The 25,749-nt window shown below is 44.9% G+C and carries 24 protein-coding genes and 1 tRNA gene; 16 read left to right on the top strand and 9 right to left on the bottom strand.

The window, feature by feature from the left end; all coding sequences use genetic code 11:
* The first annotated feature begins 18 nt into the window (after positions 1–18).
* Positions 19–1,467: an NADP-dependent succinate-semialdehyde dehydrogenase gene (gene gabD / locus CKQ84_RS01935; protein ID WP_105249903.1), complete on the top strand. Its 1,449-nt coding sequence runs from the start codon at positions 19–21 to the stop codon at positions 1,465–1,467.
* A 32-nt stretch (positions 1,468–1,499) separates the two neighbouring features.
* Entirely contained in the window at positions 1,500–2,777 is a 1,278-nt protein-coding gene (gene gabT / locus CKQ84_RS01930; RefSeq protein WP_028760876.1) for a 4-aminobutyrate--2-oxoglutarate transaminase, read from the top strand.
* Positions 2,778–2,922: 145 nt separating this feature from the next.
* On the opposite strand, the gene CKQ84_RS01925 is transcribed toward gabT, so the two are convergent.
* Together CKQ84_RS01925 and CKQ84_RS01920 are read right to left on the bottom strand one after the other, a co-directional pair.
* The gene (locus tag CKQ84_RS01925) at positions 2,923–3,930 is read right to left on the bottom strand and encodes an LLM class flavin-dependent oxidoreductase (protein WP_028760875.1); all 1,008 of its coding nucleotides are present in this window, start codon (positions 3,928–3,930) and stop codon (positions 2,923–2,925) included.
* 534 nt (positions 3,931–4,464) lie between these two features.
* Positions 4,465–6,030, bottom strand: a complete 1,566-nt coding sequence (locus tag CKQ84_RS01920; protein WP_105249902.1) for a peptide MFS transporter — start codon at positions 6,028–6,030, stop codon at positions 4,465–4,467.
* A gap of 419 nt (positions 6,031–6,449) precedes the next feature.
* On the opposite strand from CKQ84_RS01920, the gene mak reads away from it, so the two are divergent.
* From mak to CKQ84_RS01870, 10 genes are all read left to right on the top strand, one after another.
* Entirely contained in the window at positions 6,450–7,346 is an 897-nt protein-coding gene (mak, locus tag CKQ84_RS01915) for a fructokinase (protein WP_105249901.1), read from the top strand.
* A gap of 229 nt (positions 7,347–7,575) precedes the next feature.
* Complete coding sequence (locus CKQ84_RS01910; RefSeq protein ID WP_105249900.1) at positions 7,576–9,696, top strand: methyl-accepting chemotaxis protein; 2,121 nt, start codon at positions 7,576–7,578, stop codon at positions 9,694–9,696.
* Between the two features lie 356 nt (positions 9,697–10,052).
* The gene (locus CKQ84_RS01905) at positions 10,053–11,492 is read left to right on the top strand and encodes a site-specific integrase (protein WP_216822573.1); all 1,440 of its coding nucleotides are present in this window, start codon (positions 10,053–10,055) and stop codon (positions 11,490–11,492) included.
* Entirely contained in the window at positions 11,482–12,078 is a 597-nt protein-coding gene (locus tag CKQ84_RS01900) for a hypothetical protein (protein ID WP_105249899.1), read from the top strand. The genes CKQ84_RS01905 and CKQ84_RS01900 overlap by 11 nt, the downstream gene beginning before the upstream one ends.
* Positions 12,079–12,161: 83 nt before the next feature.
* A complete protein-coding gene (locus CKQ84_RS01895; protein WP_216822572.1) occupies positions 12,162–12,368 on the top strand; it encodes an AlpA family transcriptional regulator in 207 nt (68 codons plus the stop codon).
* Positions 12,361–12,729: a hypothetical protein gene (locus CKQ84_RS01890; RefSeq protein ID WP_105249898.1), complete on the top strand. Its 369-nt coding sequence runs from the start codon at positions 12,361–12,363 to the stop codon at positions 12,727–12,729. Before CKQ84_RS01895 ends, CKQ84_RS01890 begins: the two co-directional genes overlap by 8 nt.
* Complete coding sequence (locus CKQ84_RS01885) at positions 12,722–13,639, top strand: primase-helicase zinc-binding domain-containing protein (protein WP_105249897.1); 918 nt, start codon at positions 12,722–12,724, stop codon at positions 13,637–13,639. Before CKQ84_RS01890 ends, CKQ84_RS01885 begins: the two co-directional genes overlap by 8 nt.
* Entirely contained in the window at positions 13,639–14,787 is a 1,149-nt protein-coding gene (locus tag CKQ84_RS01880; RefSeq protein ID WP_105249896.1) for an AAA family ATPase, read from the top strand. The genes CKQ84_RS01885 and CKQ84_RS01880 overlap by 1 nt, the downstream gene beginning before the upstream one ends.
* Positions 14,788–14,886: 99 nt before the next feature.
* The gene (locus CKQ84_RS01875; protein WP_105249895.1) at positions 14,887–15,216 is read left to right on the top strand and encodes a hypothetical protein; all 330 of its coding nucleotides are present in this window, start codon (positions 14,887–14,889) and stop codon (positions 15,214–15,216) included.
* Positions 15,217–15,994: 778 nt separating this feature from the next.
* Positions 15,995–16,417, top strand: coding sequence for an ankyrin repeat domain-containing protein (locus tag CKQ84_RS01870; RefSeq protein ID WP_105249894.1), 423 nt, complete (start codon positions 15,995–15,997; stop codon positions 16,415–16,417).
* A 47-nt stretch (positions 16,418–16,464) separates the two neighbouring features.
* On the opposite strand, the gene CKQ84_RS01865 is transcribed toward CKQ84_RS01870, so the two are convergent.
* The 6 genes from CKQ84_RS01865 to rpsU all read right to left on the bottom strand — a co-directional run bounded on the left by CKQ84_RS01865 (position 16,465) and on the right by rpsU (position 21,777).
* Positions 16,465–16,827: a hypothetical protein gene (locus CKQ84_RS01865; RefSeq protein ID WP_105249893.1), complete on the bottom strand. Its 363-nt coding sequence runs from the start codon at positions 16,825–16,827 to the stop codon at positions 16,465–16,467.
* A gap of 170 nt (positions 16,828–16,997) precedes the next feature.
* Positions 16,998–17,074, bottom strand: a tRNA-Ile gene (locus CKQ84_RS01860).
* A gap of 255 nt (positions 17,075–17,329) precedes the next feature.
* On the bottom strand, positions 17,330–19,168 hold the full coding sequence (rpoD, locus tag CKQ84_RS01855; protein WP_105249892.1) for an RNA polymerase sigma factor RpoD: 1,839 nt from the start codon (positions 19,166–19,168) through the stop codon (positions 17,330–17,332).
* Positions 19,169–19,303: 135 nt separating this feature from the next.
* Entirely contained in the window at positions 19,304–21,028 is a 1,725-nt protein-coding gene (dnaG, locus tag CKQ84_RS01850) for a DNA primase (protein WP_105249891.1), read from the bottom strand.
* Positions 21,029–21,111: 83 nt separating this feature from the next.
* Positions 21,112–21,555 (bottom strand): GatB/YqeY domain-containing protein, encoded by a 444-nt coding sequence (locus CKQ84_RS01845; RefSeq protein ID WP_028760869.1) that lies wholly within the window; start codon positions 21,553–21,555, stop codon positions 21,112–21,114.
* 6 nt (positions 21,556–21,561) lie between these two features.
* Positions 21,562–21,777 (bottom strand): 30S ribosomal protein S21, encoded by a 216-nt coding sequence (gene rpsU, locus CKQ84_RS01840; RefSeq protein WP_006080725.1) that lies wholly within the window; start codon positions 21,775–21,777, stop codon positions 21,562–21,564.
* Between the two features lie 215 nt (positions 21,778–21,992).
* On the opposite strand from rpsU, the gene tsaD reads away from it, so the two are divergent.
* Positions 21,993–23,009 (top strand): tRNA (adenosine(37)-N6)-threonylcarbamoyltransferase complex transferase subunit TsaD, encoded by a 1,017-nt coding sequence (tsaD, locus tag CKQ84_RS01835; protein WP_105249890.1) that lies wholly within the window; start codon positions 21,993–21,995, stop codon positions 23,007–23,009.
* Between the two features lie 83 nt (positions 23,010–23,092).
* On the opposite strand, the gene plsY is transcribed toward tsaD, so the two are convergent.
* The gene (gene plsY, locus CKQ84_RS01830; RefSeq protein WP_028760867.1) at positions 23,093–23,704 is read right to left on the bottom strand and encodes a glycerol-3-phosphate 1-O-acyltransferase PlsY; all 612 of its coding nucleotides are present in this window, start codon (positions 23,702–23,704) and stop codon (positions 23,093–23,095) included.
* 268 nt (positions 23,705–23,972) lie between these two features.
* Between plsY and folB the strand changes: the two genes are divergently transcribed.
* The 3 genes from folB (at position 23,973) to CKQ84_RS01815 (ending at position 25,714) form a co-directional block, all read left to right on the top strand.
* Complete coding sequence (gene folB, locus CKQ84_RS01825; protein ID WP_105249889.1) at positions 23,973–24,323, top strand: dihydroneopterin aldolase; 351 nt, start codon at positions 23,973–23,975, stop codon at positions 24,321–24,323.
* 68 nt (positions 24,324–24,391) lie between these two features.
* On the top strand, positions 24,392–24,895 hold the full coding sequence (folK, locus tag CKQ84_RS01820) for a 2-amino-4-hydroxy-6-hydroxymethyldihydropteridine diphosphokinase (RefSeq protein ID WP_105249888.1): 504 nt from the start codon (positions 24,392–24,394) through the stop codon (positions 24,893–24,895).
* An 18-nt stretch (positions 24,896–24,913) separates the two neighbouring features.
* Entirely contained in the window at positions 24,914–25,714 is an 801-nt protein-coding gene (locus CKQ84_RS01815) for an undecaprenyl-diphosphate phosphatase (protein WP_105249887.1), read from the top strand.
* Positions 25,715–25,749: the final 35 nt, after the last annotated feature.

Below are 25,749 nucleotides of genomic sequence, written 5' to 3'. Positions count from 1 at the left end.
TAATACGAGGAAATCCTTGTGCAATTAAATGATCCGAGTTTGCTACGTCAACAGTCTTTTATTAATGGTCAATGGTGTGATGCCGTTTCTGGTGACACGCTAAAGGTGGTTAATCCCGCAACCAATGCCGTGATTGGCTACGTTCCTAATATGGGACAAGTTGAAACTGAAATGGCGATTAAGGCGGCAGAAGCGGCTTTACCTGCATGGCGAGCGCTCACAGCCAAAGAGCGCGGCGCTAAGTTAAGGCGTTGGTTTGAATTACTCAATGAAAACAGTGATGACTTAGCATTGCTCATGACGACTGAGCAGGGTAAACCGCTGGCAGAAGCGAAAGGTGAAGTAACCTATGCCGCTTCGTTTATCGAGTGGTTTGCCGAAGAAGCGAAACGTATTTATGGCGATACCATTCCTGGGCATCAAGTAGATAAGCGCTTGATAGTAATTAAGCAGCCTGTCGGTGTAACCGCCGCGATTACGCCGTGGAACTTTCCTGCTGCTATGATCACCCGCAAAGCCGCTCCAGCGTTAGCTGCGGGTTGCACTATGGTGGTAAAACCTGCGCACCAAACCCCCTTTACCGCATTAGCGATGGCTGAACTCGCTAAGCGTGCCGGTATTCCTGCGGGCGTATTTAGTGTGTTAACGGGTGATGCGGTGCAGATTGGTAATGAAATGTGCAGCAACCCGATAGTGCGTAAGCTGTCTTTCACTGGCTCAACCAATATCGGTATTAAATTAATGGCGCAATGTGCGCCTACCTTAAAAAAACTGTCGCTAGAACTTGGCGGCAATGCACCATTTATCGTATTTAACGATGCCAATATCGATGCCGCTGTCGAAGGCGCCATGATAGCTAAATATCGTAATGCCGGCCAAACCTGCGTCTGCGCTAACCGCATTTATGTGCAAGACGGTGTATACGACGAGTTTGCCTTAAAACTTAGCACTGCTGTTGGCAAGCTTAAGGTCGGAGAGGGCATCAACGAGGGCATCACTACTGGTCCGTTGATCAATGCCGCCGCAGTCGAAAAAGTGCAGAGTCACCTTATCGATGCCATCGCCAAAGGCGCCTCTGTGCTCGCAGGCGGCAAAGTTCATGATCTTGGCGGTAATTTCTTCGAGCCAACCGTACTCACTAACGTTGATAAAAGCATGCTTGTTGCCCGCGAAGAAACCTTTGGTCCGCTCGCGCCGCTGTTTAAATTCAGCGATGTCGACGATGTGATCAAACAAGCTAATGATACTGAATTTGGCCTCGCCGCCTATTTCTATGGCCGCGATATTTCACTGGTGTGGAAAGTTGCCGAAGCCTTGGAGTACGGCATGGTTGGGGTCAACACTGGCTTGATTTCGACGGAAGTCGCCCCCTTTGGCGGGATGAAATCTTCAGGGCTTGGCCGCGAAGGTTCTAAGTTCGGCATCGAAGAATATTTAGAAATGAAGTACATCTGCATGTCCGTTTAATACGGTCCGATTTGGCGTGTGAGGAACACTAAATGACAACAACCAATGATTCATTGATGGCACGTCGCCAAGCCGCAGTTGCGGGTGGTGTCGGGCAAATTCACCCTATTTTTACCGCCCGCGCCGAAAATGCGACTGTGTGGGATGTTGAAGGTCGCGAGTTTATCGATTTTGCGGGCGGCATTGCCGTGCTCAATACGGGCCACCTTCATCCTAAAGTGAAGGCGGCGGTTGCGGCTCAGCTGGATAATTTTTCCCATACCTGTTTTATGGTGCTCGGCTACGAGAGCTATATCCAAGTATGTGAAAAGCTCAATCAACTGGTTCCTGGGGATTTTGCCAAGAAGACGGCATTATTCACTAGTGGCTCAGAAGCAGTTGAAAACGCAGTTAAAGTGGCGCGTGCCTATACCAAACGTGCTGGCGTGATTGCGTTTACGTCTGGCTACCATGGTCGTACTATTGCGGCTTTGGCATTGACCGGAAAAGTCGCGCCTTATAGTAAAGGTATGGGGTTAATGTCGGCGAATGTGTTCCGCGCTGAGTTCCCGTGCGAAATGCATGGCGTGTCCGATGATGATGCTATGGCCTCGATTGAACGTATTTTTAAAAATGATGCCGAGCCGAGTGATATCGCCGCCATTATTTTAGAGCCAGTGCAGGGCGAGGGCGGTTTTTACGCCGCATCGCCCGCCTTTATGCAACGTTTACGCGCACTATGCGACCGTGAAGGCATTATGCTGATCGCCGATGAAGTGCAAACAGGCGCGGGCCGTACTGGCACTTTCTTCGCTATGGAGCAAATGGGTGTTGCTGCAGATATCACTACCTTTGCCAAATCTATTGCGGGTGGTTTTCCACTCTCAGGTATTACAGGCCGCGCCCAAGTCATGGATGCAGTGGGTCCCGGTGGTCTTGGCGGTACTTATGGTGGTAATCCGTTAGCGTGCGCCGCTGCGCTTGCCGTCATTGAAGTGTTTGAAGAAGAAAAGTTGCTAGAAAGGGCTAATGCCATTGGTGAGCGCATTAAGTCTGCCCTGAATGTAATGCAGGTCGAACATGCGCAAATCGCCGATGTGCGTGGTTTAGGCGCTATGATCGCCATTGAATTGATGGAAGAAGGTAAACCTGCGCCGCACTATTGCGCGCAAGTGTTGAGCGATGCCCGTGACCGAGGATTAATTTTATTATCCTGCGGTACCTACGGTAATGTGCTGCGCATTTTGGTGCCATTAACGGCGCCGGATGCACAAATTGATGCAGGCCTTGGTATTCTTAACGCCAGCTTTAATGCCGTACTGAAAAGCTAATATCGCTTTGATATAAAAACGGTTTTAGATGACAGTTTTGCCCAATAAAAATCCCGCGTCGGCGGGATTTTTATTGGGGCGATTGTTTTGGAATTGGCTGTTTTTACTGCCAGTGACTTTCAGCACTCATCAGTTAAATGAATCGCTATTTTTTAATCTCCATTAGGATCTGCAGCGCTTTTTTGCGTTTATCAAGATCATACAAGTCGTTGGTAAAGATAAACTCATTCACGCCGAGTTCTTTTACGATCATTTCCAAACGATGCTTAATCGTCGCTGGGCCACCAGTAACTGATAAACCTAAGAAATTATCGACATAGGTTTCTTCTTGCGCACTCCATAAGCCATCCATAGTGTCAACCGGTGGCTTTAGCCATAACTCGTGACCACGGATAAGTGCCAGCACGCGTTGTTTTGAGGTCGTGCCCAAATATTGCGCCTCTTCATCTGTATCGGCGGCAACTAACGGTAAGCCAAGCATCACATAGGGTTTATCAAGCACTTGAGAAGGTTTAAAGTCGCGGCGATAGATTTCAATCGCATCGTAGAGAAAGCGTGGTGCAAAGTGGCCCGCAAACACATAGGGTAAACCGCGCTGCGCCGCTAACTGTGCGCTAAAGAGACTCGATCCCAATAACCAAATCGGCACATTAGTGCCTTCTCCGGGAATCGCTCGCACCGCATGGCGACCATTGTAAGGGCCGAGTAAGGTTTGTAATTCACTGACTTCTTCGGGGAATTGTTCGGCGCGACTGGTATCACGGTTCAGTGCTCGGCTGGTAATTTGATCGCTGCCGGGCGCGCGGCCCAGTCCTAAATCGATTCGACCAGGATATAAGCTTTCAAGGGTACCGAACTGTTCGGCGACCACTAAAGGCGCATGGTTTGGCAGCATAATCCCACCCGCGCCGACGCGAATACGCTGAGTATTGCCAGCAATATAGCCAATTAATACCGAGGTCGCCGCGCTAGCGATACCGGGCATATTATGGTGTTCGGCAAACCAAAAACGATTAAAGCCGAGTCTGTCGGCTTCCTTGGCATACTGCAAACTGCTGTGCAGTGTTTCACCCACGCTTGAGCCTTGGCGCATGGGCGCGAGTTCCAATAGCGAGAAGGGAATATCGGCCAATATTGATGTCTGCTGTGACATAGTGTCTCCAAGTGACTGCCGTTTTTGCTAGCGACAACAAGAGGTGCTAACTGTGTTAGCGTATTGTTTGTTGCATTGCTAGGCTCATTGCTAAGAAAAAGCGTTAACGGCTCAGTCTTGATGAATAAAGGTATTCATTGATATTGATATGGGGCTAAGTTCCGTGCTTCTCAAGCTTGAACGGCTAACTCTTTACCCTTAGTTATTTCATTAGTTATGTCAATTTGAGTTTGCACTTGAGCAGCGCTATTAAATCGAGTGCGTCCGAGTTCATACTTGCTTTGTAACAAATTGAGGGGCTGAAGTCATCCGCGTGTGAGGGCCGATAATGTGGAACTGAAGTTCTTATTCTCAGCAACTCAGCGCTAAGCCAGTCACAGTAGGATTGCATGACTTTCGCTAAAGCTCATTTGGTTATGAGTAGCAATATAAGGGTATAAACGATGTTGAATGAAGTGATAAAAAAACTACCGATAGCAGGGCTATCGGCAGTTAATGTTATGCAATAGAAAAATCGCTATTGTCAGTCGAGCATTACTGCTCGGCTTTCACATCCCGTAGCGATGCCGCAGCACTTTCACTAATATCATCATCAGCAGCATTGTTATGTGAATGGTGAGTCTCAGTCAGGCGACGCATCAGAGGTAATACCGCAAGTGCGATAAAGGTACAGACCACAGCGGCTATACCTAGTTTATTAAACAGACTTGTGTATACGGGTAAGGTTTGCAGTGGGTCGACTAAATCCTTGGGTACACTGGCGAAGTTAGCAACTACACCGCCCAGATACTGTGAAATACCTGATGCGACGAAATAGGCACCCATCATAAAACCGCCCATGCGTGCAGGTACGTAGCGAGCAATCATGGCAAGTCCAAGACCACTCACCAGCAATTCCCCTAAAGAGTAAGAGGCATAGCCCCAGATCATGATCCATGAAGAGGTTTTACCATTGACGGCAAATTGGCCCGCAAAGCCATAGATAAAGAAGCCTATCGCCACAACGGCAAAACCGAGGGCAAACTTCGCCGCGATAGAAAAGTCTTTATCATTGCGTCCAGCCCACGAATAGCTCCATGCGAGTACTGGACTTAATACCATAATCCATAATGGATTTAATGCTTGGAACTGGGCAGGTGACCAAGTCCACAAGTGGGTACCAAAAACTTGAAAATCCCAATCCACGTTACGCAGGGCAAACAGCGCGAGTGACGTTGACATTTGTTGATAGAAAATAAAGAAGAACACGGTTTGCACGGTAAGGATCAGCGCTGCAATCAGTCCTGCTCTTTCACTGGTTTCGCTGGTGCGGATCAAGTGGAAGAAGATTGCCAATACGGCTACGCCTGCTGCATAAACGAAGACGCGCGCAACAGCTTCGTATTCAAGAATAATGGCTGAAGCGACAACCGACAATGCGGATAGACCCAATACAATCGCGAGGTTTTTCTTGTTCACTGGGCGAGTATCTGGCTCAGAACCGTAATGGACTAGACTCTTACGCATGAGTGCATAGTTACCTAACCCCACCAATATACCGACACAGCACACAGCAAAGGCCGCGTGCCAGCCAAATTCGTTGCCATACTGGGCGTTAACGTAATCTTTAATCCAAGGCGTGAGCAACATAGAGAAGGTCGAACCTACGTTTACCGCCATATAATAGATGGTAAAAGCACTGTCGATTTTAGAATCGTCACCTTCGTAAATCTTACGAACTAAGTTACCCGCATTCGGCTTGAATAGGCCGTTACCGACCACAATCACGCCGAGCGCTGAAAACATAAACCACGTATTTTCAGTAGGTACGGCCATTAGCGCATAACCCAGAGAGAGGATCCCCGCACCGAGCAGCATAGTGCGTTTGGTGCCGAGAATTTTATCCCCAACCCAGCCACCAATTGCCGGTGATACATAAATAAGTGCCGCACAGGCACTCCATACTAAGTTTGCACGTGAGTCATCAAAGCCAAGGCGCTGCACCATAAAGTACACAATCAGCGCTTGCATGCCGTAATAACCAAAGCGTTCCCATAATTCGATAAGAGACACAGTCATAAATGAATGTGTTTTACTTACCGGAGCAGTCCCAATAGTCATATCGCTTGCTTCCAACATTGTTGTTTTAATATTTGAGCTCAAAAGTATAAGGCGATAACCAATTCAAACCAATGGCAGACATAGGCAAAAACAGACTTTGTTACAAATAACCTTATCAATTTTAAGGTGGATTTAAGCGGAGACAGTTCTATCCAAGTTTTTCTGCTGCGGATAAATCAAGGAACATTCGCAGTACGATCGGATAAGCAGATAATGGCATGTGCGGGTATGCGCTATGGTGTATTTAAATACATTGAGGTTGATTGCTGTTTGCCCAGCAGGCATAGTGCGCTTGGAAATTCTAATGTAGATAACTTTAAAACGAAAAGTTCTACTTAGCAGCGTCTCTACAGTTGTAGATATGCATCAGGTTGTTAATGCACCGCTTTGCGTTAAATATATTTAAACGGAGTATATGAATGTTACGAATTGGTATCGATCTTGGTGGCACAAAAATCGAGGTAGTCGCATTAGATAGCGATGGTAACGAAGTCTTTCGTAAACGCATCCCGACACCGAGAGAATATGTTGCGACAGTCAATGCTTTGGTTGCATTGGTAACTGAAGTCGAAGACCGCCTGCAGCAAACCGCCACTATCGGAATAGGTATTCCTGGGGTTGTTTCTCCTTTTACTGGTCTAGTAAAAAATGCTAATTCAACTTGGATCAATGGTCATCCACTCGATGTGGATCTGGGGACTCGATTAAATCGTAAAGTAAAAATTGCTAATGATGCGAACTGTTTTGCCGTATCAGAAGCGGTAGATGGCGCTGCCGCAGGAAAGTCCGTTGTATTTGGTGCCATTATTGGAACGGGATGTGGTGCTGGTATCGCAATTAAAGGCCAAGTACATGACGGTGGCAATGGTATTGGTGGTGAGTGGGGCCATAATCCTTTACCGTGGATGAAAGCCGATGAATTTAATACCACGACGTGTTTTTGTGGTAATAGAGACTGTATCGAAACGTTTATATCTGGAACAGGCTTTGTTCGCGACTTTCGCGCTGCGGGCGGTGTTGCTGACAGCGGTATTGAAATTGCCCAAATGATGCAAGCGGGAGATCCGCTGGCAACTCAAGCATTTAACCGCTTTATTGACCGTTTAGCCCGTTCATTGGCCCATGTGATCAATATGATGGATCCTGATGTTATCGTCCTTGGCGGCGGCGTGTCTAACATCGATGCTATTTATACCGAATTACCAAAAATTTTGCCGCTCTATGTGGTTGGCCGAGAGTGCCACACACCCGTTGTTAAAAATTATTATGGTGCTTCATCTGGGGTGCGTGGCGCCGCTTGGTTGTGGGGACGCTAATCCTAGACTCAATCAAGAATAGTGTTTGATATTAAAGGCTGAATTCATTTATTTGAATTTGGCCTTTTTTGATTTAGTCATTCAAAAGTTTTACATTTCATTGACAACTCTTTATCTTAAGTACTGGTAATTCTTACCCTAAGTGCTATTTTTAATGCTGTATAGAAAGTATAAAAATAAAGTAGATCAAAATAATTACGCTATTGTCGTTCTCTTGGGAGTTTACTAGATGAAGCATTTGTCCATCAGTACTAAGTTGTTGTGGATTACATCAGCATTATTTTTATCGATAGTGGCTATTTTATCTATCAGTTTATGGTGGACACTGTCGGCTCAAAACGCGCAATTATCGGATCAAGTTCAAAATACCCTACAAACTGAAACGCGGGATAAACTCGAAGCCCGCGCCGGTGAATATGGCGAAATGGTCGCTGGATTTATTAACGAAGCCTATCGTATTCCTTACTCTTTTGCCGGTATGGTGGAGAGTACGGCAGAAGAACTTCCCTTAAAGCGTGATCGTTTAGAACTCACTGTGGCGGCTGTGCTTAAGAAAAATGCGCAAGTTTCCTCCATGTATGCCCAGTTTGAACCTAATGGTTATGATGGGCTCGATACTGAGTTTCTGAATATTAATTCCAGCCACAGTGTCACGACATCAGGTGCCCTAGAGGTTTACTATACCCGTGATGACAATGGCACTGTTGCACATCAACAGGTTGAAGATTCGTCAGAAAAATACCTTACTAGCCTAAATGAATTTGGGATCCGTGATGCAGAATGGTATTTATGCGGTAAAGAAACCTTAAAGCCCTGTCTAATGGAGCCGTATTTATACGAAATCACTCCCGGTAACAAAGCATTAATGACCTCGCTAACTGTGCCTGTGCTTAAGCGTAAACAGTTTATCGGTGTGGTCGGTGTTGATTTAAACTTACCAGTCTTTCAAACCCTTATCGATAAGTTATCTAAGAGCCTCTACGATGGGCAAGCAAAAGTGACCTTATTAAGTACCCGAGGTTTAGTGGTTGCAGCAAGTCATTACAGTAAAAAGGCACGCCCTTTAGCTGAGTCAATAAATCCAGCTATTGCCTCACAAATCATCTCGTTACATAAGAACTCGGGTTACATGGTTAACGATGATGAAATTATTGTAGCCTACCCAATTAAGATTCCTTTAGCGAATGCCGAGTGGTCCTTAGTGATCCAAGTGCCGACTGCGCAGGCGTACAAGAGTTCGATTGTGTTAAATAATGACATGGATGAAATGGCAACTTCCTTGGGAAGTTTGTTGCTCATGGTCGGTGTTGTCGTGTCGATTGCTGCTGTGATTACGATTAGCCTAGTGATCCGTAGCATTATTTCACCCTTAAAGATGATCCAAGGCCGTGTAGAACACTTGGCAAGCGCTGATGGCGATTTAACGCAATCGATAGAAGTGGACTCCCATGCAGAGTTGATTGCGTTAGCAAAAGGTTTCAACTCCTTTATTTATAAACTGAAAAACTTGATTGCCGAACTTAAAACCCTCGCGAGTCGTTCTCAGGAAGAAAGCCAAGCTTCAGCGAAAATTGCCCAGCTCACGCGTGATAGTGTCAATCGTCAATATGGTGAAATTGAGAGTGTGGTAACGGCCGTAAACCAAATGAGTGCCACCGCACTTGAGGTTGCTAAGGCGTCTGAGCAAACCGCTGCAGAAACAGAAGCTATGTCACGCAACATTCGTCACAGTGAAGAAAGTCTGACTAAGGCGATGGGCTTTGTGGCGACTATGTCTAAAGAGTCAATGGAAGCTAAGCTGGCCGTGAGTAAAGTCGCAGACAGCAGTATGAATATTAGTCGTATTCTTGAGGTGATCAGTTCCATTGCCGCACAAACAAACCTGCTGGCATTAAATGCGGCGATTGAAGCGGCGAGGGCGGGTGAACAAGGACGGGGTTTTGCAGTGGTGGCTGACGAAGTCCGTGCGCTGGCATCTAAGACTCAAAGCTCGACGAATGATATTAGTACTCTTATCGATGCACTGCAAAAAGAAGTTCAAAGTGCTTCTGGCATCATAGATAAAGGCGCTGAACGGGCACAAATGGCCGTATCTCAAACTGAGCAAGCGCTGAACTCATTGAACTCTATGGTGAGTCAGATTGAAGAAATTTCTGGCCAAGTGACCCATATCGCGGCAGCAGCAGAAGAGCAGAGCGCGGTGACTGAAGAGGTTAATCGCAATATTACAGGCATTTCTGATTCGGCTTCTGAACTTGCGCGTCTTGCGGGTGAAGCACAGCAAAGCAGTGTAGTTTTAGCAAACTTAGTGAAGCAGCAACATGAGCAGTTAGGCAAGTTAAAAACCTAGCACTCAGATATTTGTGGAATTAGCTCATTGATTTTAAATAGGCTCTTTGATTGTGTTGCTGCTTAACACTTATCAAAGAGCCTATTTTTATGGATATTTAAATAACATCGAATAGGCTAAAAATTTAAAACAGTTCAGCGAGGGGAATGTGTAAATACACGGATATTGTGTGATAACTAGCGGAGATCAGTTTTTAGATACAAAAAAGCCCATTGAATCAATGGGCTTTTTTGTTGAATCGGGTGGTGGCCCCTCACGGACTTGAACCGTGGACCTAACGATTATGAGTCATAAAAATGGCAAGATTCAATGAGACAATAAAATAATCTAATGAGACATAAAACTTAGTAAGATTAATGCTTTACTATGTTGCTGGTGGTCTTGTATTGTTCTGTTATATCTCACTCAGTCTTGCCACTACGTCACCCGTTACAGCAACTGTAACACTAGGCTATGGCAATGCTTTAACTCAAGGCCATGCCATGACAACAAAAGCCCTCACGGAACGCGAAGTCAAAGGAGCAAAACCCAAAGACAATAAGTATGAATTAATCGACTCATCCCGCGAGCGTGGCGCTGGTCGTTTAGTCATTGCTGTTTACCCTTCAGGTGCCAAAGTCTTTTCGTTCAAATATCAAATTGACAGTAAGCGGCAATATGTTCAATTGGGCCGTTACCCCTCAATGACGCTTGCACAAGCGCGAGAAGTTTCTCAGCCGCTAGCGGGGATGTTAAAGCAGGGGCTTGATCCAAAAATTGAAATTGAAAAGGAGCAAGCAAAAGAAAAGGCCGCTCAGCAAGTCGAAGCAAAGAAAGGTAGCCTAGGCCAGCTATTTGAAGGTTATACCCAGCAAATGAAGGTTGACGGCAAACGAACCTTTAAAGCCGTGTTACATGCACTTGAAGCGGAAGTTTACCCAATAGTAAAGCCTGAAACTAAGGCTAAGGACGTCAGCGTCGGTGACATTAAGTTGATTCTAGGGCGGATTATTCGCAGAGGGGCAGCAGTTCAAAGTAACCGTATTCGCTCATACCTTAGTGCCGCTTTTAACTATGGTCTTAAGCATGATAACGACCCTGCCAAAATGGGCTGCGATGTGTTATTTGGCATTGGCTTTAATCCTGTACTCGCAATACCAAAGCAGACGGCCGCCGAAAGCGTTGGTGAAAATTATCTTACCTTTGATGAAACGCGAGAGTTATTGGCAGTGCTTGAAACCCGCGAAGGCTTTAGGATGGGTTTTCACGTGGCAAAGTTAATACAGCTTTGTTTTTATACTGGTGGGCAACGTCCCTACGAGCTAGCCGCTAGCCGATGGGATGCAATTAACTGGAATGAAGCGACCCTTGAAATTATTGCTGATGTTTCAAAAAACAAACGTGCACACCTGTTACCTTTGGTTGAGTCTGCAATAACAATCCTTGAACAGCTTTATGCTGAAAGAGATCCATTAAACCCCTTCATTTTTCCGCATAAATTCGACCATAGCCAGCACATGCGGCTTGATTCCTTATCACAAAGCCTTTGCCGTTATCGGGAAGCTAGACCAGACGCGAAGCACTTTGTCGCTCGTGACATTAGGCGCACCTGTAAAACGCTTATGGGAGCATTAGGCATTTCTAAGGACATTAGAGACAGGTTACAAAACCATGCCCTTAATGACGTATCTAGCAAGCATTATGACCGTTACAGTTATTTGCCCGAAAAGCGCATAGCCCTTGAAGCATGGGAAGCAAAGTTAAATGAGGTTGAGCTGGGTAATGTTGTTAATTTGAGGTCATGTCATGCCAAATAAGAGAATAATTAATGCTGGCTCTGATGGGTTTTCATCTACAGAAGATATTCAAGAAGTATTAAATTCACTTCGAGAGCAGATTGATGAATTGAACTTGATTGATGACTCAAATATTCCCGATAACATAGGGGTAGTTAATCGCGAAATGTTGGAAAAGGCAAATGACAGCGTTTTACATTACCAAGATGGGAAGCGTCTGACTGTGCTCAGTGATATGTTCAAAGGAATCGTAAAAGATCCTAAACTACTGGAGATTCATAATTCGCTACTTGCCGCAGCATTATTGGCAAGAGCGTGCGGTCTTGAAGGGATGTACTCTTATTGCTACAAGCAAAGCTTTGTATTAATTGAAAAAATTTTAACTGAAAGGCTGGCATCTGTTCAGCATTCTGAAAAAAGAACTACTCCATCGCGGACGAAAGCTAGAGCGTTAGCTAAACGATTATGGAAAAAATCCCCTCACTTCACTTTGAAAAATGTATCCGAATTGGTGGCTGGTCAAATGAACCTTGCTCCAGTGACAATAAACCAATACATATCCGATTTGAACCCACGAAAAGGTCAGCGTGGACGCCCAAAAAAGTAGGGAGTTAGTAACTCCCTTTTTTTTATATCTCAAAAATGCCTCATTCTTAAGTTGTCTTTTTAAGTAACAATGAGGTTCAACACATGACACAAACTAATCAGCTACAACCGCTTATCAGCTATAAGCAAATGGAAGTACTTACAGGCAAGAACCGCAAGACTTTATGGAAATGGTGGGCTAAAGATCGATCATTTCCGAGACCGCTAATGAAAGGAGGTATTGCAAAAGGATGGCTGCCTGAACAATATCAACAATGGCTTGAAAGCATGGAGGCTGACACCCATGAATAATTACAAGCAAAAAAAAACAGGCAGCCAACCCGCCAAGATTGAAGCTGCCCGTCAGAAAGCCTTATCTAAAGCTATCAGCAAGAATCTTAGCCCAATCAGGGGGAAAGAGCTACCCGCGCGGCTACTGCTTGTTTCCTTTGGCTGCGGTAGCTGTAGTCATCGCTTGTTATGGCTGCTTTATCAAGAGCCTTTACTCAATACTCATCAAATTAATGAACGCTTGCGTGTTTCTAACGCTCACGACATTAGCAAAAAACTATCAAAACGGCTCGCTAGGGCGGGTTACAGAATTGAGAAGTTGCCATTGGACGGAACTAGCAAACCATACCACTGGCAATTAAGGGAGGTTGACCATGAATGATCATTTAATTCGTGACGTCACCACTTTAGCTAGCGGGAACTGGCTTGGCATACTCAATCACCTCTGTGGTGATATTGCTTATAAGAAGTCACAGCCTTGCCCAGCTTGCGGAGGTAAAGACCGTTTTACCTTTGATGATTTAGAAGGTCGGGGTACTTATGTTTGCCGAGGCTGTGGTAGTGGTGATGGCTTATCGCTGGTAGCTAAAGTGCATAGCGTAAACGCACGAGAAGCGGCTTTAATGGTCGCGCCTTATGTTGGGGTGTCCGTTGGTCAATCTGTCGATACAGCAGCCATTGAGCGAAGCAGGCACAAGGCTGAACAAGCAAAGGTACAAGAGCCGGTAAAGCTTGCCGCTAAACAAGCCAAAGCCGCTACAAGGGCGCTCTGTACACTTAAAACCTGTAAGCCTGCCCTCGCCAGCAATAGTTATCTACAGGCAAAACAGGTGCAGCCATTTAATACGTTTGAGCTAGCAAACACGCTTCACTTATATGGTGATCACAAGATGGATATTGGTTCGCTGGTGGTGCCAATATTTAACCCTAAGTTATCGGGTTTGCAGTTTATAAAGCCTCACGGAGAAAAGCGCATTTTGTCTGGCACAAAGCTAAAAGGCGGCTTTTATCCGTTATCAGGTAAAGACAGTAATCAGATATACATAGGTGAAGGTTTTGCCACTTGTGCATCGGTGGCGGAATGCGTACCCAATGCGTTGGTATTGTGTGCCTTCAGTGCTGGTAATTTGATTAATGTTGCTTTAGCTGTGCGGAAAAGTAGGCCAAAGGCTGACATTGTGATTATTGCCGATAATGACGAGAGCGGAACGGGCGAGCGTGAAGCGATCAAGGCTGCCTTAGCGGTAAATGGCGTATACATAATGCCACCAGCAGTGCGGGAGGTGGCCTAATGGGTACGGATTGTGCTGATATTTCAAAAGCTGAACGCTTGAAGGTTATTAGTCAGCCGATAAGACCTAAAGCCAATGAAAGCGGGAAAGGCAGTAAACCATTTTCAATGAGCTTTGATGACTTTGCCTTAAATGGTCAGTCTGAAGCGATGGCGGAAAAAATGAAATCAGATACTTACATACTTAAAGATTTGGCTATTGCTGGCCAGATGACCGTATTTTATGCGGCCCCTAATACGGGGAAAACCTTGATAATTTTAAAAATGCTAATTAATTCAATCAAAGCTGGTGATGTTGACGCCGAAAATGTTTACTTCATAAATGCCGATGACGGCGGTAAAGGTCTTGTAACTAAGCTAAAACTTGCGGAGGAATACGGTTTTAAAATGCTATCGCCTAATTTTAAGGGGTTTACAGTGGCTACCTTTGAAGGAGTTATCAGTTATCTAGTGAACGCTGATGATTGTGCTGGCAAAGTGGTAATCCTCGATACTGTAAAGAAGTTTACCGACATTATGAACAAACAAGCCTCAACAATGTTCGGCACTATGATGCGCTCATTTTCATCTAAAGGTGGTTCGGTGATCATGCTTGCTCACACTAATAAAAATCGTGACGGTGAAGGTAAGCGGGTGTTTGCTGGTACGTCTGATTTATTAGAGGACTGTGATTGCTCATACATTATGGATGTGTCTGTTTCGCCCTCGCTTAATGGTTCTGAAAAGTTAGTGACCTTTGAGAACAATAAGCAACGTGGGGACGTGGCGCAAAAGCTGAATGTGTATTATCGCAGCAAGCAAGGTATGAGTTATAAAGACTTAATGGCAACGGTTGAGGTACGGGGCGAGTTAGACGCTCAGAAAATATTGCAGGTAGCTGATGTTGAGCAGTCTAGGCAGGATAACATTGAGATCATTACCGCAATTACCGATACCATAGCCGAGGGAATTACCTTAAAAACCGATATCATTGAGACAGTCGCTAAGGCGATTGCTGCCCCAAGACCTAAAGTTAGAAAGGTGTTGGAGAAGCACATAGGCGGTGAATACCAAGCTGGCTATCGATGGGAACATACAAAGAGGCTAGCAGGTGATCCCGCTGCATCAAAACGGCTGAAATTATTATCACCAGTCAGCTATAAAATTTGAATGTTAAGCCTCCTTAATTGGGGGCATTTTATTGCCTGCTAGAGGCGCTTAAGAGCGTGAATTATAGTGAAGCTAATTTAAATTTTATTGGAGAATAACGTGAAAAAACTACTTATAGCATCGTTAATGATAGCGACATCATTAACAACAGCCATATGCGTGTCATTCGTTCAATCTGAAACTGATAACGAAAAGATCGAAAGATGCACACTAAGAGCTAAATTAGCTGGCAATATGGTGATAGGGCATCAACTTGGTGAAAGTCTTGATGAAACCCTAAAAATGTATAGCGACATGCCAAAGGTTTATAGAGACATAGCTACCAGAATTTACAATGAAAACAATTTGCACAAATCAAGTGCGATGCAAAGCATGCTGAAAGATAAAGCCGAAATCCAAGTGATGGATGAGTGCATGGGACTTTTTTGAAAAATTGGAGATGGAAAAAATAATACTATGGTTTAGTGCATGAAGCCCTAAAGCATTGAACATAAAACCAAACAAGTAATATTAACAGCCCGCCATCCTCCATTAGTTTTTATCGGGTGGGGTAGGGGAAATCAGAATATTAGAAATTTTAGGAAAATTAAAAATTCTAGATAAATCACATAAATTCAGGATGTTATTGTTAATTGCTAGAGTTGGTTAATGATGGTGAGTCTTATCATTGCTGGTGGTGATGATAACAGGTTTTCAATTTTTCTAATTTTTCAGACAGGGGCCCCCCCTCGCAATTGCCTTAATGTGGTCTAGCCGTATGCAATGGTTTTTCGGCACTCAGTAGCCCGATAATTTTAAAGTTATGCTCGAATAGTGAGGGGTTTTCTCACTCATAAAAAAGCGGCAAGGTTTTACTCTTTTTGAAATACTCCAAAAAACCGCCGTGACGTTTTCTTACTCATAAAAAAGGTGGCAAGATTTTTCCATGGTCAAAAAGGTATTATTTGGAAGTCACGGGGAGGATAAAACTTATCGCACACGTTAGAGGCCTAGAACTTGGCACCAGTTTTGTGACACGTTAGGAGGGACATATTACACACGTTAGAGCGCCATTCATGGAAGGGGAAATGGTGTTTTAAAACGTGGTAAAAGTATTGGCTTGAGTTATTGCTCTGTTTTCTGACTCGTTAGTGTAGTTATTAGGTCTGAACCTTGTTAAGTTGAGGGTAAAATTTAATCCTATCAAAGACAAAGGAATGCCCAACTTATGATCTCACTTGCTCGTTTTCTTGCATGGTTTTACGCGATTATTAGCGCTATTGCCGCCGTTTCTATCTTAACTCTATATAACTCGAGTTATTTACTTGCTATTGGCATCTTTATGCAAGGTTTGGTTATTTTTTGCTTACTTTCACTAGTCGCACAAATTGCAGAAAACACCGATCCAGCATTGAGCCAGCTAAGCAGTGTTGCTGTGACAGAGAAGGAACCTAAGTCTCAAGTGATTATTAATAAGGATGAACTGCACAGTGCCGTTTGGAATGGAGATTATGCGGCAGTCAGACAACTAATTTTGGATGGTGCCGATGTTAATCATAAAAATGCAGATGGTAAAACATCGTTAGATTTAGCTAAAGAGCGTAAAGATGATTTGATAGTGAAACTACTTCACACTTATGGCGCGGTTTAACTCGTAAAGTTTAGTAAGCCCAAGATAAATCTTGGGCTTCGTGCAATTTAGATTGCAGTTTCACAGCCTTGACGGCTCTTATCAATAATGAGGTCACCCTCAACTCTAAAACCAATCGAACCGATTAAAAATGAATGGTTAAGCTGTGTGACCACTAGATCTGATAGTCCAACTGCGCACTTGTTGGTTTCAATAGCTTTGTCCATTGCAGTCTTAACATTTGGAATACCAAACGGGAAAATGAACACAGGATATGAGTCTTCTGCGGTAACTCTTTCACCTTTTACTAGCTGGCCCGAATTTAAGTCAAAGTTTTTAGTACTTCCAACTGTTAAATCTGCCACACGTACAGTACAACCAGACATGATCAATGCACCAAGAGATAGCATTAGTAAGGGGATTTTCTTCATTTGTATTTCCTTCTGTAGGGTATTTTTTACAAGTCAGTTGTTACTTGAAGATGTTGCGTATTGATTTTTTCTAATGCGAGTTTAAACACTACGTCACCCATTACAGCAACTGTAATGCCTAGATATGAAAAAGGCGTAGCAGTTACTAACCTGCTACGCCTTATCAGAATTGGTGGCCCCTCACGGACTTGAACCGTGGACCTAACGATTATGAGTCGTGTGCTCTAACCAACTGAGCTAAGGGGCCGACTTAAGGTAATCGTCATTACCTGAAGCGGGAGGAAGTATACTAAGCTTAGTTACGCTTGTCACCCGTGTTTTGGCTGGAAATTCACGCAACTGATTCAATTGCTTATCTGTTAATCAACTTAAACGCTATCGTCGCTTAAATTTAATGCTTCTATGCCGTGCTTATGCAGATATTGGTGTTGAAAAGGTAATAAAAAGCCCTGCATGGGCAGGGCTTCAGATCTTACTTAGATGACTTTAGGTTTATAACGGCCTATTCATCTAGGAATGATTTTAAGATTTCTGAGCGTGAAGGGTGACGCAGTTTGCGCAGTGCCTTAGCTTCAATCTGACGAATACGTTCACGGGTCACGTCGAACTGTTTACCCACTTCTTCAAGTGTGTGGTCAGTGTTCATATCGATACCAAAACGCATACGCAGCACTTTCGCTTCACGGGCGGTTAGACCTGCTAACACTTCGTGAGTGGCGTTTTTCAAGCTTTCGCTGGTCGCAGAATCCAGTGGTAATTCGAGGGTTGTATCCTCGATAAAATCACCTAAATGCGAATCTTCATCGTCACCGATTGGGGTTTCCATGGAGATAGGTTCTTTAGCTATTTTCAGTACCTTACGGATCTTATCTTCCGGCATCATCATACGCTCAGCCAGTTCTTCAGGTGAAGGCTCGCGGCCCATTTCCTGTAGCATTTGGCGAGAGATACGGTTCAGCTTGTTGATCGTTTCGATCATGTGTACTGGAATTCGAATAGTACGCGCTTGGTCGGCGATAGAACGGGTAATCGCCTGACGGATCCACCAAGTTGCATAGGTCGAAAATTTATAACCACGACGGTATTCGAATTTATCTACGGCTTTCATTAAGCCAATGTTACCTTCTTGGATTAAGTCCAAGAATTGCAGACCACGGTTGGTGTATTTCTTCGCGATAGAAATTACCAGACGTAAGTTGGCTTCAACCATTTCTTTCTTCGCACGGCGAGCTTTGGCTTCACCGATTGACATACGACGGTTGATGTCTTTTATGGCAGAAATCGCTAAGCCGGTTTCTTCTTCAACTGCTGCAAGCTTGGTACGACAACGAATGACGTCATCTTCAACCATTCTTAGGCCTTCGGCATAAGGTTTCGTTGAGGCTTTCTCTGTGTTGAACCAATCAAGGTTGGTTTCGTTGCCAGTGAAGAATTTGACGAAGTTTTTCTTCGGCATTTTGGCTTGTTCAACGCACAGTTTTAACACTAAACGTTCTTGAACACGCACGCGGTCCATCATAGTGCGCATGCTTTTGACTAAACGGTCAAACTGCTTAGGTACTAAGCGGAATTCTTTGAAGATTTCGCCGATTTCGAAGAGGGCTTTTACCGATTCAGGGTGTTCACGGCCCTTAGCTTCGATAATTTTCAGTGCGCTTTCGTAAGCGGCTCTAAGTTGACCGAACCTTTCACGAGCTTCTTCAGGATCAGGCCCTTTGTTGCCTTCTTCTTCATCTTCGCTGTCATCGTCATCCTCTTCGTCATCTTCATCGTCCAGCTCTTCTTCAGATAATTCTGAGCCGATGTGAGTGGCCGTCGGGGCGACGTCATCTTCGTCCGGGTTTACAAATCCAGAGATAATATCAGATAAGCGCAGTTCGTCGGCTTCAAATTGGTCGAATTGCTCAAGGATCATAGCGATCGCTTGTGGATATTCGGCGACTGAACTTTGAACTGTGTTGATGCCTTCTTCGATGCGTTTGGCGATAACAATTTCGCCTTCGCGGGTCAGAAGCTCAACGGTACCCATTTCACGCATGTACATGCGTACGGGATCGGTTGTGCGGCCAAGTTCGCTTTCTACTGTTGCCAGTGCTGCGGCGGCTTCTTCTGCTGCATCTTCGTCTGTGTTGTCTTCCGACATCATCATGTCATCGGCATCGGGGGCTTCTTCGAACACCCGGATACCCATGTCATTTATCATCTGGATAATATCTTCGATCTGGTCAGAATCGACCATGTCTGCAGGTAAGTGATCGTTCACTTCTGCATAGGTTAAGTAACCTTGCTCTTTACCTTTGGCAAGCAACAGCTTAAGTTGCGACTGCGGAGTATGATCCATAGATATCATCCAAGTTGGGAAACTGTTACAACGACGGACACTTAGCATAAGCCAAGTGCCGCGCAAATCGTCAATTATAGCCGTGTGCACATATCTGTGCTAGTCACTGGGGTAGCGAATGAGGACATTTTTGCCTCAGTTTAACCCTTTCATGACTGAGATCAGCTTCGAGAGCTGCATCTTCTCTTCTTTTGTATGAGTCTGTTTTAGACTCAATTCCTGATATCGTTGTTCAATATATTGATTGTTCAACCAAACCAGGGTTTGTTTAAACTTTTCGAGCAAGTTTTCATCCGCCACTTGATGGTCCCATTGGGCCAATTTATGGAGAGTGCCGCTGTAAGGGTGCTCTCGGAATTGTTCAAGTAGTTGTGCGCTGTTTAACGTTTGCTCTCGAGTCATCTCCAATAACAGTGGCAGCAATTCTATGCCTGGCATCTGCAAGTGGGCGAGTGCGGGTTGTGGGGGTAAACCCATACCCAGTTTAGGATGTTGTACTAGCAGTGCGATGGCGAGTCGCAATGGTGTACCGCGTCCTTTTAATCCTTTACTTGCCATTGGTTTAGCTTGTTTCACGCTAAAGCCTAGCTTCTTTTTCATATCTTCAGAGCTGTTCATTCCTAACTTGTGAGCTAAGTTCTCAAGTAGTAAATTTTGCAGCACAGTGTCTTGAATTTTTTCAATTAAGATAAAAGCTTGTTTCGCTAAGTTGCCTTTATCTGTACCGTATTTTGTCGCTAACGTATCAAACAGAAACTCGGGTAGTGCAATGGCAGAGTCCATTAAGGTTTCAAATGCATCTTTACCAATTTTACGTACCATAGAATCAGGATCTTCGGCCTGAGGCAGGAACATAAATCGCACTTGATCGCCCGGCTTTAATAATGGCAATGCTGTTTCTAAGGCGCGCCATGCCGCTTCAGTACCTGCCCTGTCGCCGTCGTAACAGCAAATCACTTCTTTAGCGCTGCGCAGCAAAAGCTGAAATTGCTCTGCTGTGGTCGAGGTGCCTAATGATGCGACAGCGTAATCGACGCCAAATTGCGCTAATGCCACCACATCCATATAGCCTTCAACGATCAGTACTTTGTCTGGATCGCGATAGCGCTGCTTTAGTTCATAGAGACCATAAAGCTCATTGCCCTTATGAAATATGGGCGTTTCTGGAGAATTCAAGTATTTGGGTGTGCCATCACCTAAAACTCTGCCACCAAAACCAATGACTCGTCCGCGCCTGTCGCGGATAGGAAACATGAGGCGGTCACGAAATCTGTCGTAACGTTTCCCACTGTCGTTGCTAATTAACATACCTGCAGTCAGTAACTTATCCTGTGCATCTTGATTCTGACGATAGCGGCCCAATAAGCCATCCCAACCGTCTGGCGCAAAGCCAATACCAAAATGTTCTACTACATCATCGGATAAACCGCGATAGGCAAGATAATCGATAACTTTTTGTTTATCTTGGTGTTGTCTAAGTTGGTTTTGAAAGTAAAGGCTCGCTTCTTCCATGAGTTGATATAAGTCACGACTTAAACCGTCATCATGTCGCTTGCCTGTGCCTTGTTCTCTGGGAACCTCTAATCCAAGCTGGCCCGCCAAATCTTCAATGGCATCAATAAAATCGAGTCGGTCATACTCCATCACAAAATCGATGGCGTTGCCGTGAGCACCGCAGCCAAAGCAATGATAGAACTGTTTATCACGGCTGACGGTAAACGAAGGTGATTTTTCGCTATGAAAAGGACAACAGGCCGAGTAGTTCTTACCCGCCTTTTTCAAGGGCACTTTACGATCGATAAGTTCGACTATGTCAGTGCGAGCGATTAGCTCATTGATAAAATCACGAGGTATTGCCATTGAGTGCTTAAAATCCCGCCTTGCGCGAATTTAAACAAACAAGCCGCGCATAGGCACGGCTTGTTCATACAGTGAAACGCTAATTATTGCAATTTAGCACGGATCATAGCGCCAATAGCGCCCATGTCTGCACGTCCTTGCACTTTAGATTTCAATGCTCCCATTACTTTGCCCATATCCGCCATGGCGGATGCACCTACTTCTACAATAGTTGCATCGATGAGCGCCGCGATTTCCGCCTCTGTAAGAGGGGTAGGCAGGAAAGCTTCAATAACTTGAATCTCTGCTGCTTCCACGTCGGCCAACTCGTTACGACCCGCTGCTTCAAATTGAGCAATCGAGTCACGACGTTGTTTCACCATTTTGGTTAAGACCGCTATAACCTGTTCATCAGTCAGAGATTCGCGGGTATCCACTTCAATCTGTTTGATGGCGGCTAATGCCATACGAATAGTGCTCAAGCGCGCCTTCTCTTTGGCGATCATGGCCTGTTTCATATGGTCTTTTAGCTGATCAATTAGGCTCATATGAGATTAATATAAACGTACGCGACGTGCGTTTTCGCGAGAAAGCTTCTTAGCTAAACGTTTAACTGCAGCTGCTTTTGCGCGCTTACGTGCAGTAGTTGGCTTCTCGTAGAATTCACGAGCACGCACGTCGGCTAAAATACCAGCTTTTTCACAAGAGCGCTTGAAACGACGCAGAGCTACGTCGAATGGTTCGTTTTCACGTACTTTAATAATTGGCATACGCCATCACCCCTTAGGTGTAGGTTGTTCTGGTTCAATTGCTCGAACCAAGTCTATTTAAAATGGTGCGGAATTTTATACCGAGACACCTAGGCTTGTAAAGCCCTAAAACTGAGCTCAGTCCTATAGTGGGCTCAATATGGTCTGCGCGACTGGAGTAATCGAGCGCTTGCAGGTAGAATTGGCGCCCTTTAGTTAGCAATTGATGAGACACCATGCGGGTTTTAGGTATTGAAACATCCTGTGACGAGACAGGTATCGCCGTCTATGACGATGAACTGGGCTTATTATCTCATACTTTATACAGTCAGGTTAAGCTGCATGCTGACTATGGTGGTGTGGTGCCTGAGTTGGCGTCGCGTGACCATGTACGCAAAATTGTGCCGCTTATTCGTCAAGCGCTGAAAGATGCGAATACTGAAATGGTTGATCTCGATGGGATTGCCTATACCAAGGGCCCAGGTTTGATTGGTGCTTTGCTTGTTGGCGCCTGTGTGGGGCGGTCACTGGCGTTTGCTTGGGACAAGCCTGCTATTGGTGTGCATCATATGGAAGGACATCTACTGGCGCCTATGCTTGAAGATGACGCGCCCGAGTTCCCATTTGTGGCCTTATTGGTCTCTGGTGGCCATTCTATGTTGGTTAAAGTCGATGGAATTGGCTGTTATGAAGTATTAGGCGAGTCTGTTGATGATGCTGCGGGTGAAGCGTTTGATAAAACAGCGAAGTTAATGGGGCTGGATTATCCCGGCGGTCCGCGTTTAGCAAAGCTTGCTGCTAAAGGTTTACCTGCAGGGTATAAGTTTCCGCGGCCTATGACCGATAGACCTGGACTCGATTTTAGCTTTTCGGGTCTAAAAACCTTTACCGCTAATACCATTGCTGCCGAACCTGACGATGAACAGACTCGTGCCAATATTGCGCGTGCTTTTGAAGAAGCTGTGGTTGATACGCTAGCGATTAAATGTCGCCGTGCACTGAAGCAAACAGGCTATAACCGCTTAGTGATCGCCGGTGGCGTGAGTGCGAATACGCGCTTAAGAGAAACCTTGGCCGAAATGATGAGCTCGCTTGGTGGACAAGTGTTTTATCCCCGTGGTGAGTTTTGTACCGATAACGGCGCTATGATTGCCTTTGCAGGATTGCAGCGTTTAAAAGCGGGGCAGCACGAAGATTTGGCGGTAAAAGGTCAGCCAAGATGGCCGTTAGATACCTTGCCACCTGTGGCATAAAACGCCTTTGATGTTGATAGGTTATGTTGAGACAAAAAAACTGCGCTTATAGCGCAGTTTTTTATTAGGATAATGTTGTCACATTAAGATTTTTTAGGTGTTTTTTTACGTGAAACTTTGGACTCTTCACCTTTAAGTAGCCGTTGGATATTGTCTTTATGACGAATAATGATAAGCGTCGATAGCATGGCAACGGGAATGGTAAATCTGTCGTCTAACCACCAAGTATAAAGTGGTGCAAGCAATGCCGTCAGAATGGCTGCAAGGGACGAGTAGCGGCTAATTAAGAGTAGAACAATCCAAGATGCCATTAAGCAAATGGCTAAATCATCGCCAATGGGAGCCATAGCACCAAAAGCTGTTGCGACACCTTTCCCCCCCTTAAATCCAAAAAATACGGGATAAATATGCCCAAGGCAGGCGGCGATAGCGATAAGTCCGAGTGAGACTGCATCTATGCCCATCAGATAGGCTAAATAAGATGGCAGGGCGCCTTTGAGCATGTCGAAAAACAACACCATGGCAGCCGAACTCGCGCCGCCAATTCGCAGTACATTGGTGGCTCCCGGATTACCTGAACCCTGTAATCTTGGATCGGGTAAACCCCTCATTCTACAAACCAGCACAGCACTCGAGATTGAACCTGCCAAATAGGCGGCCAAAATCATCAAAAGTGTCAGTGTTAATGGACTCACATTGGTTTCCTTACGCGTCTTAAGGTATTATCGCGCAACAATTTAAAAAGCTGACTCAGTTGTCAATCCCGCTATAGGTTTGTGGAATAACTCACCCATTTGAGGTTGAGATATTTTCTGAATGAGCAAATCCTTTTAGGGCGTTATCCTACTGTGGATTGGCTCGAGTAGAAAGCAAATTAGTTATCTGTCAGAAGATTGCGGATTATACAGCTAGGATCGCTTTTAGCTTATCAGACCTCATAGTAGTAAGTTAGTTGGAGAAAGCATGGATAAAGTACTTATACGGCAATTACGCGTTGATACTGTGATTGGTGTCTATGAGTGGGAAAAGACAATCCATCAGAGCCTGTTGCTAGATTTAGATATGGCGTGGGATAACAAACCTGCCGCCGCGACAGACGATTATCAATATGCGCTTTGCTATGAGACAGTTTCCAATCGATTAACAGAACTTATTACTGAGCATCCAATCGAGTTAATCGAAACGGTTGCCGAGCGTGTAGCGGATTGCTTACTTCAAGAATTTAACGTGACTTGGGTGAAAGTTGTCGTGATGAAGCCGGGGGCAGTAGCCACTGCCGCATCGGTTGGCGTTGAGATAGAGCGCTCACGTTAGATAAGAGTTTGATCAACTCGACTGTTGATTAAGAAATCATGTTTATCTTCAGATAAATCGGACATTGCATGGCACGTATTTATATCAGTCTAGGTAGCAATATCGAGCCTGAACAGCATCTGCAAGCAGGATTAACATCGCTGCGAGCGTGTTTTGGGCCGCTGCGCCTCTCATCCATGTATGAAAGTGAAGCGGTAGGTTTTAGTGGCACTAACTTTTTGAATATGGTTGCTAGTGCTGAAACTGACCTTAATATTGCTGCGGTAGTTGCGCAGTTTAAGCAAATCGAGCAGAATCACGGCCGGCTTGTCGGGGCGAAGAAATTTAGCCCAAGAACTTTAGATTTAGACCTGCTGCTTTATGACCATGTGGTATGTGAAACGCCCGTTACGCTCCCCCGTGCAGAGATAGTTAATAATGCCTTTGTGTTATGGCCATTAGCCGAGTTAGCGCCGGAATTGATTCATCCGTTGGTTGATAAAAGCTATGCCAGTTTGTGGCAAGAGTATGATAAAGAGTCACAGCGACTTTGGCCTGTGATGTTTGAATGGCCCCAAGGGCTGACGTTTTAATTTATTGATAGGATTGTCATGGATACGTTTCAGGTCATTATTTTAGCGCTTATTCAAGGGCTAACTGAGTTTTTACCTATTTCTAGTTCTGCCCACTTAATTCTGCCTGCTCAGCTTTTAGGCTGGGAAGATCAAGGTTTGTCATTCGACGTGGCGGTGAATACTGGGTCGTTATTTGCTGTAGTGATTTATTTTAGACACGAGTTATGGGCTATGTTTAATGCTTGGGTTGCAAGCATTTTTAAAGGTCAGCAATCCGAAGACAGCAAGCTGGCATGGTGGATTATTCTGGCGACGTTACCCGCTGTATTTTTTGGTTTTATGGCTAAGGATTTTATTGCAACTCACCTACGTAATACAGAGGTTATCGCGGTCACGACAGTCGTTTTTGGTTTATTGCTGTGGTGGGCTGATAAGATGTCGCGCCGCGATTTAACAATCTATCAGACTGGATGGCGCAAAGCCTTGTTAATTGGTTTCGCCCAGGCGCTTGCTTTAATCCCTGGAACTTCACGTTCTGGTGCCACTATGACCGCGGCGCTAATGCTAGGTTTGAGTCGAGATGCTGCGGCTCGCTTTTCATTCTTAATGTCAGTGCCTGTGAGCTTAGGCGCGGCAATTTTAGTGGGTAAAGATTTGGCGGAAAGCGAGCTGCCAATTGATTATCAAGCATTGATCTTAGGCACTTTAATTTCCTTTGTTGCAGCTTATGCATGTATTCATTATTTCTTGAAAATCATCAGCCGCATGGGAATGACCCCGTTTGTTATTTACCGTTTGGCACTGGGTGCTGTGCTGTGTGGATTTATTTTTTTGTAGTCATTCCAGCTTAGTCATCATAGTGAAATTATGAA

It is taken from the genome of Shewanella sp. WE21 (genome assembly GCF_002966515.1).
In the GTDB taxonomy this organism is placed as follows: domain Bacteria; phylum Pseudomonadota; class Gammaproteobacteria; order Enterobacterales; family Shewanellaceae; genus Shewanella; species Shewanella oncorhynchi.
The sequence above is the reverse complement of the archived record's forward strand: the minus strand, read 5'-3'. Positions and strand labels throughout refer to the sequence as shown.

Excerpts from the sequence above, each read along its gene's own strand:
- gabT (WP_028760876.1), top strand. The coding sequence starts at position 1,500 with ATGACAACAACCAATGATTCATTGATGGCACGTCGCCAAGCCGCAGTT.
- CKQ84_RS01925 (WP_028760875.1), bottom strand. The coding sequence starts at position 3,930 with ATGTCACAGCAGACATCAATATTGGCCGATATTCCCTTCTCGCTATTG.
- CKQ84_RS01920 (WP_105249902.1), bottom strand. The coding sequence starts at position 6,030 with ATGACTATTGGGACTGCTCCGGTAAGTAAAACACATTCATTTATGACT.
- mak (WP_105249901.1), top strand. The coding sequence starts at position 6,450 with ATGTTACGAATTGGTATCGATCTTGGTGGCACAAAAATCGAGGTAGTC.
- CKQ84_RS01910 (WP_105249900.1), top strand. The coding sequence starts at position 7,576 with ATGAAGCATTTGTCCATCAGTACTAAGTTGTTGTGGATTACATCAGCA.
- CKQ84_RS01905 (WP_216822573.1), top strand. The coding sequence starts at position 10,053 with ATGCTTTACTATGTTGCTGGTGGTCTTGTATTGTTCTGTTATATCTCA.
- CKQ84_RS01900 (WP_105249899.1), top strand. The coding sequence starts at position 11,482 with ATGCCAAATAAGAGAATAATTAATGCTGGCTCTGATGGGTTTTCATCT.
- CKQ84_RS01895 (WP_216822572.1), top strand. The coding sequence starts at position 12,162 with ATGACACAAACTAATCAGCTACAACCGCTTATCAGCTATAAGCAAATG.
- CKQ84_RS01890 (WP_105249898.1), top strand. The coding sequence starts at position 12,361 with ATGAATAATTACAAGCAAAAAAAAACAGGCAGCCAACCCGCCAAGATT.
- CKQ84_RS01885 (WP_105249897.1), top strand. The coding sequence starts at position 12,722 with ATGAATGATCATTTAATTCGTGACGTCACCACTTTAGCTAGCGGGAAC.
- CKQ84_RS01880 (WP_105249896.1), top strand. The coding sequence starts at position 13,639 with ATGGGTACGGATTGTGCTGATATTTCAAAAGCTGAACGCTTGAAGGTT.
- CKQ84_RS01870 (WP_105249894.1), top strand. The coding sequence starts at position 15,995 with ATGATCTCACTTGCTCGTTTTCTTGCATGGTTTTACGCGATTATTAGC.
- CKQ84_RS01865 (WP_105249893.1), bottom strand. The coding sequence starts at position 16,827 with ATGAAGAAAATCCCCTTACTAATGCTATCTCTTGGTGCATTGATCATG.
- rpoD (WP_105249892.1), bottom strand. The coding sequence starts at position 19,168 with ATGGATCATACTCCGCAGTCGCAACTTAAGCTGTTGCTTGCCAAAGGT.
- dnaG (WP_105249891.1), bottom strand. The coding sequence starts at position 21,028 with ATGGCAATACCTCGTGATTTTATCAATGAGCTAATCGCTCGCACTGAC.
- CKQ84_RS01845 (WP_028760869.1), bottom strand. The coding sequence starts at position 21,555 with ATGAGCCTAATTGATCAGCTAAAAGACCATATGAAACAGGCCATGATC.
- rpsU (WP_006080725.1), bottom strand. The coding sequence starts at position 21,777 with ATGCCAATTATTAAAGTACGTGAAAACGAACCATTCGACGTAGCTCTG.
- tsaD (WP_105249890.1), top strand. The coding sequence starts at position 21,993 with ATGCGGGTTTTAGGTATTGAAACATCCTGTGACGAGACAGGTATCGCC.
- folB (WP_105249889.1), top strand. The coding sequence starts at position 23,973 with ATGGATAAAGTACTTATACGGCAATTACGCGTTGATACTGTGATTGGT.
- folK (WP_105249888.1), top strand. The coding sequence starts at position 24,392 with ATGGCACGTATTTATATCAGTCTAGGTAGCAATATCGAGCCTGAACAG.
- CKQ84_RS01815 (WP_105249887.1), top strand. The coding sequence starts at position 24,914 with ATGGATACGTTTCAGGTCATTATTTTAGCGCTTATTCAAGGGCTAACT.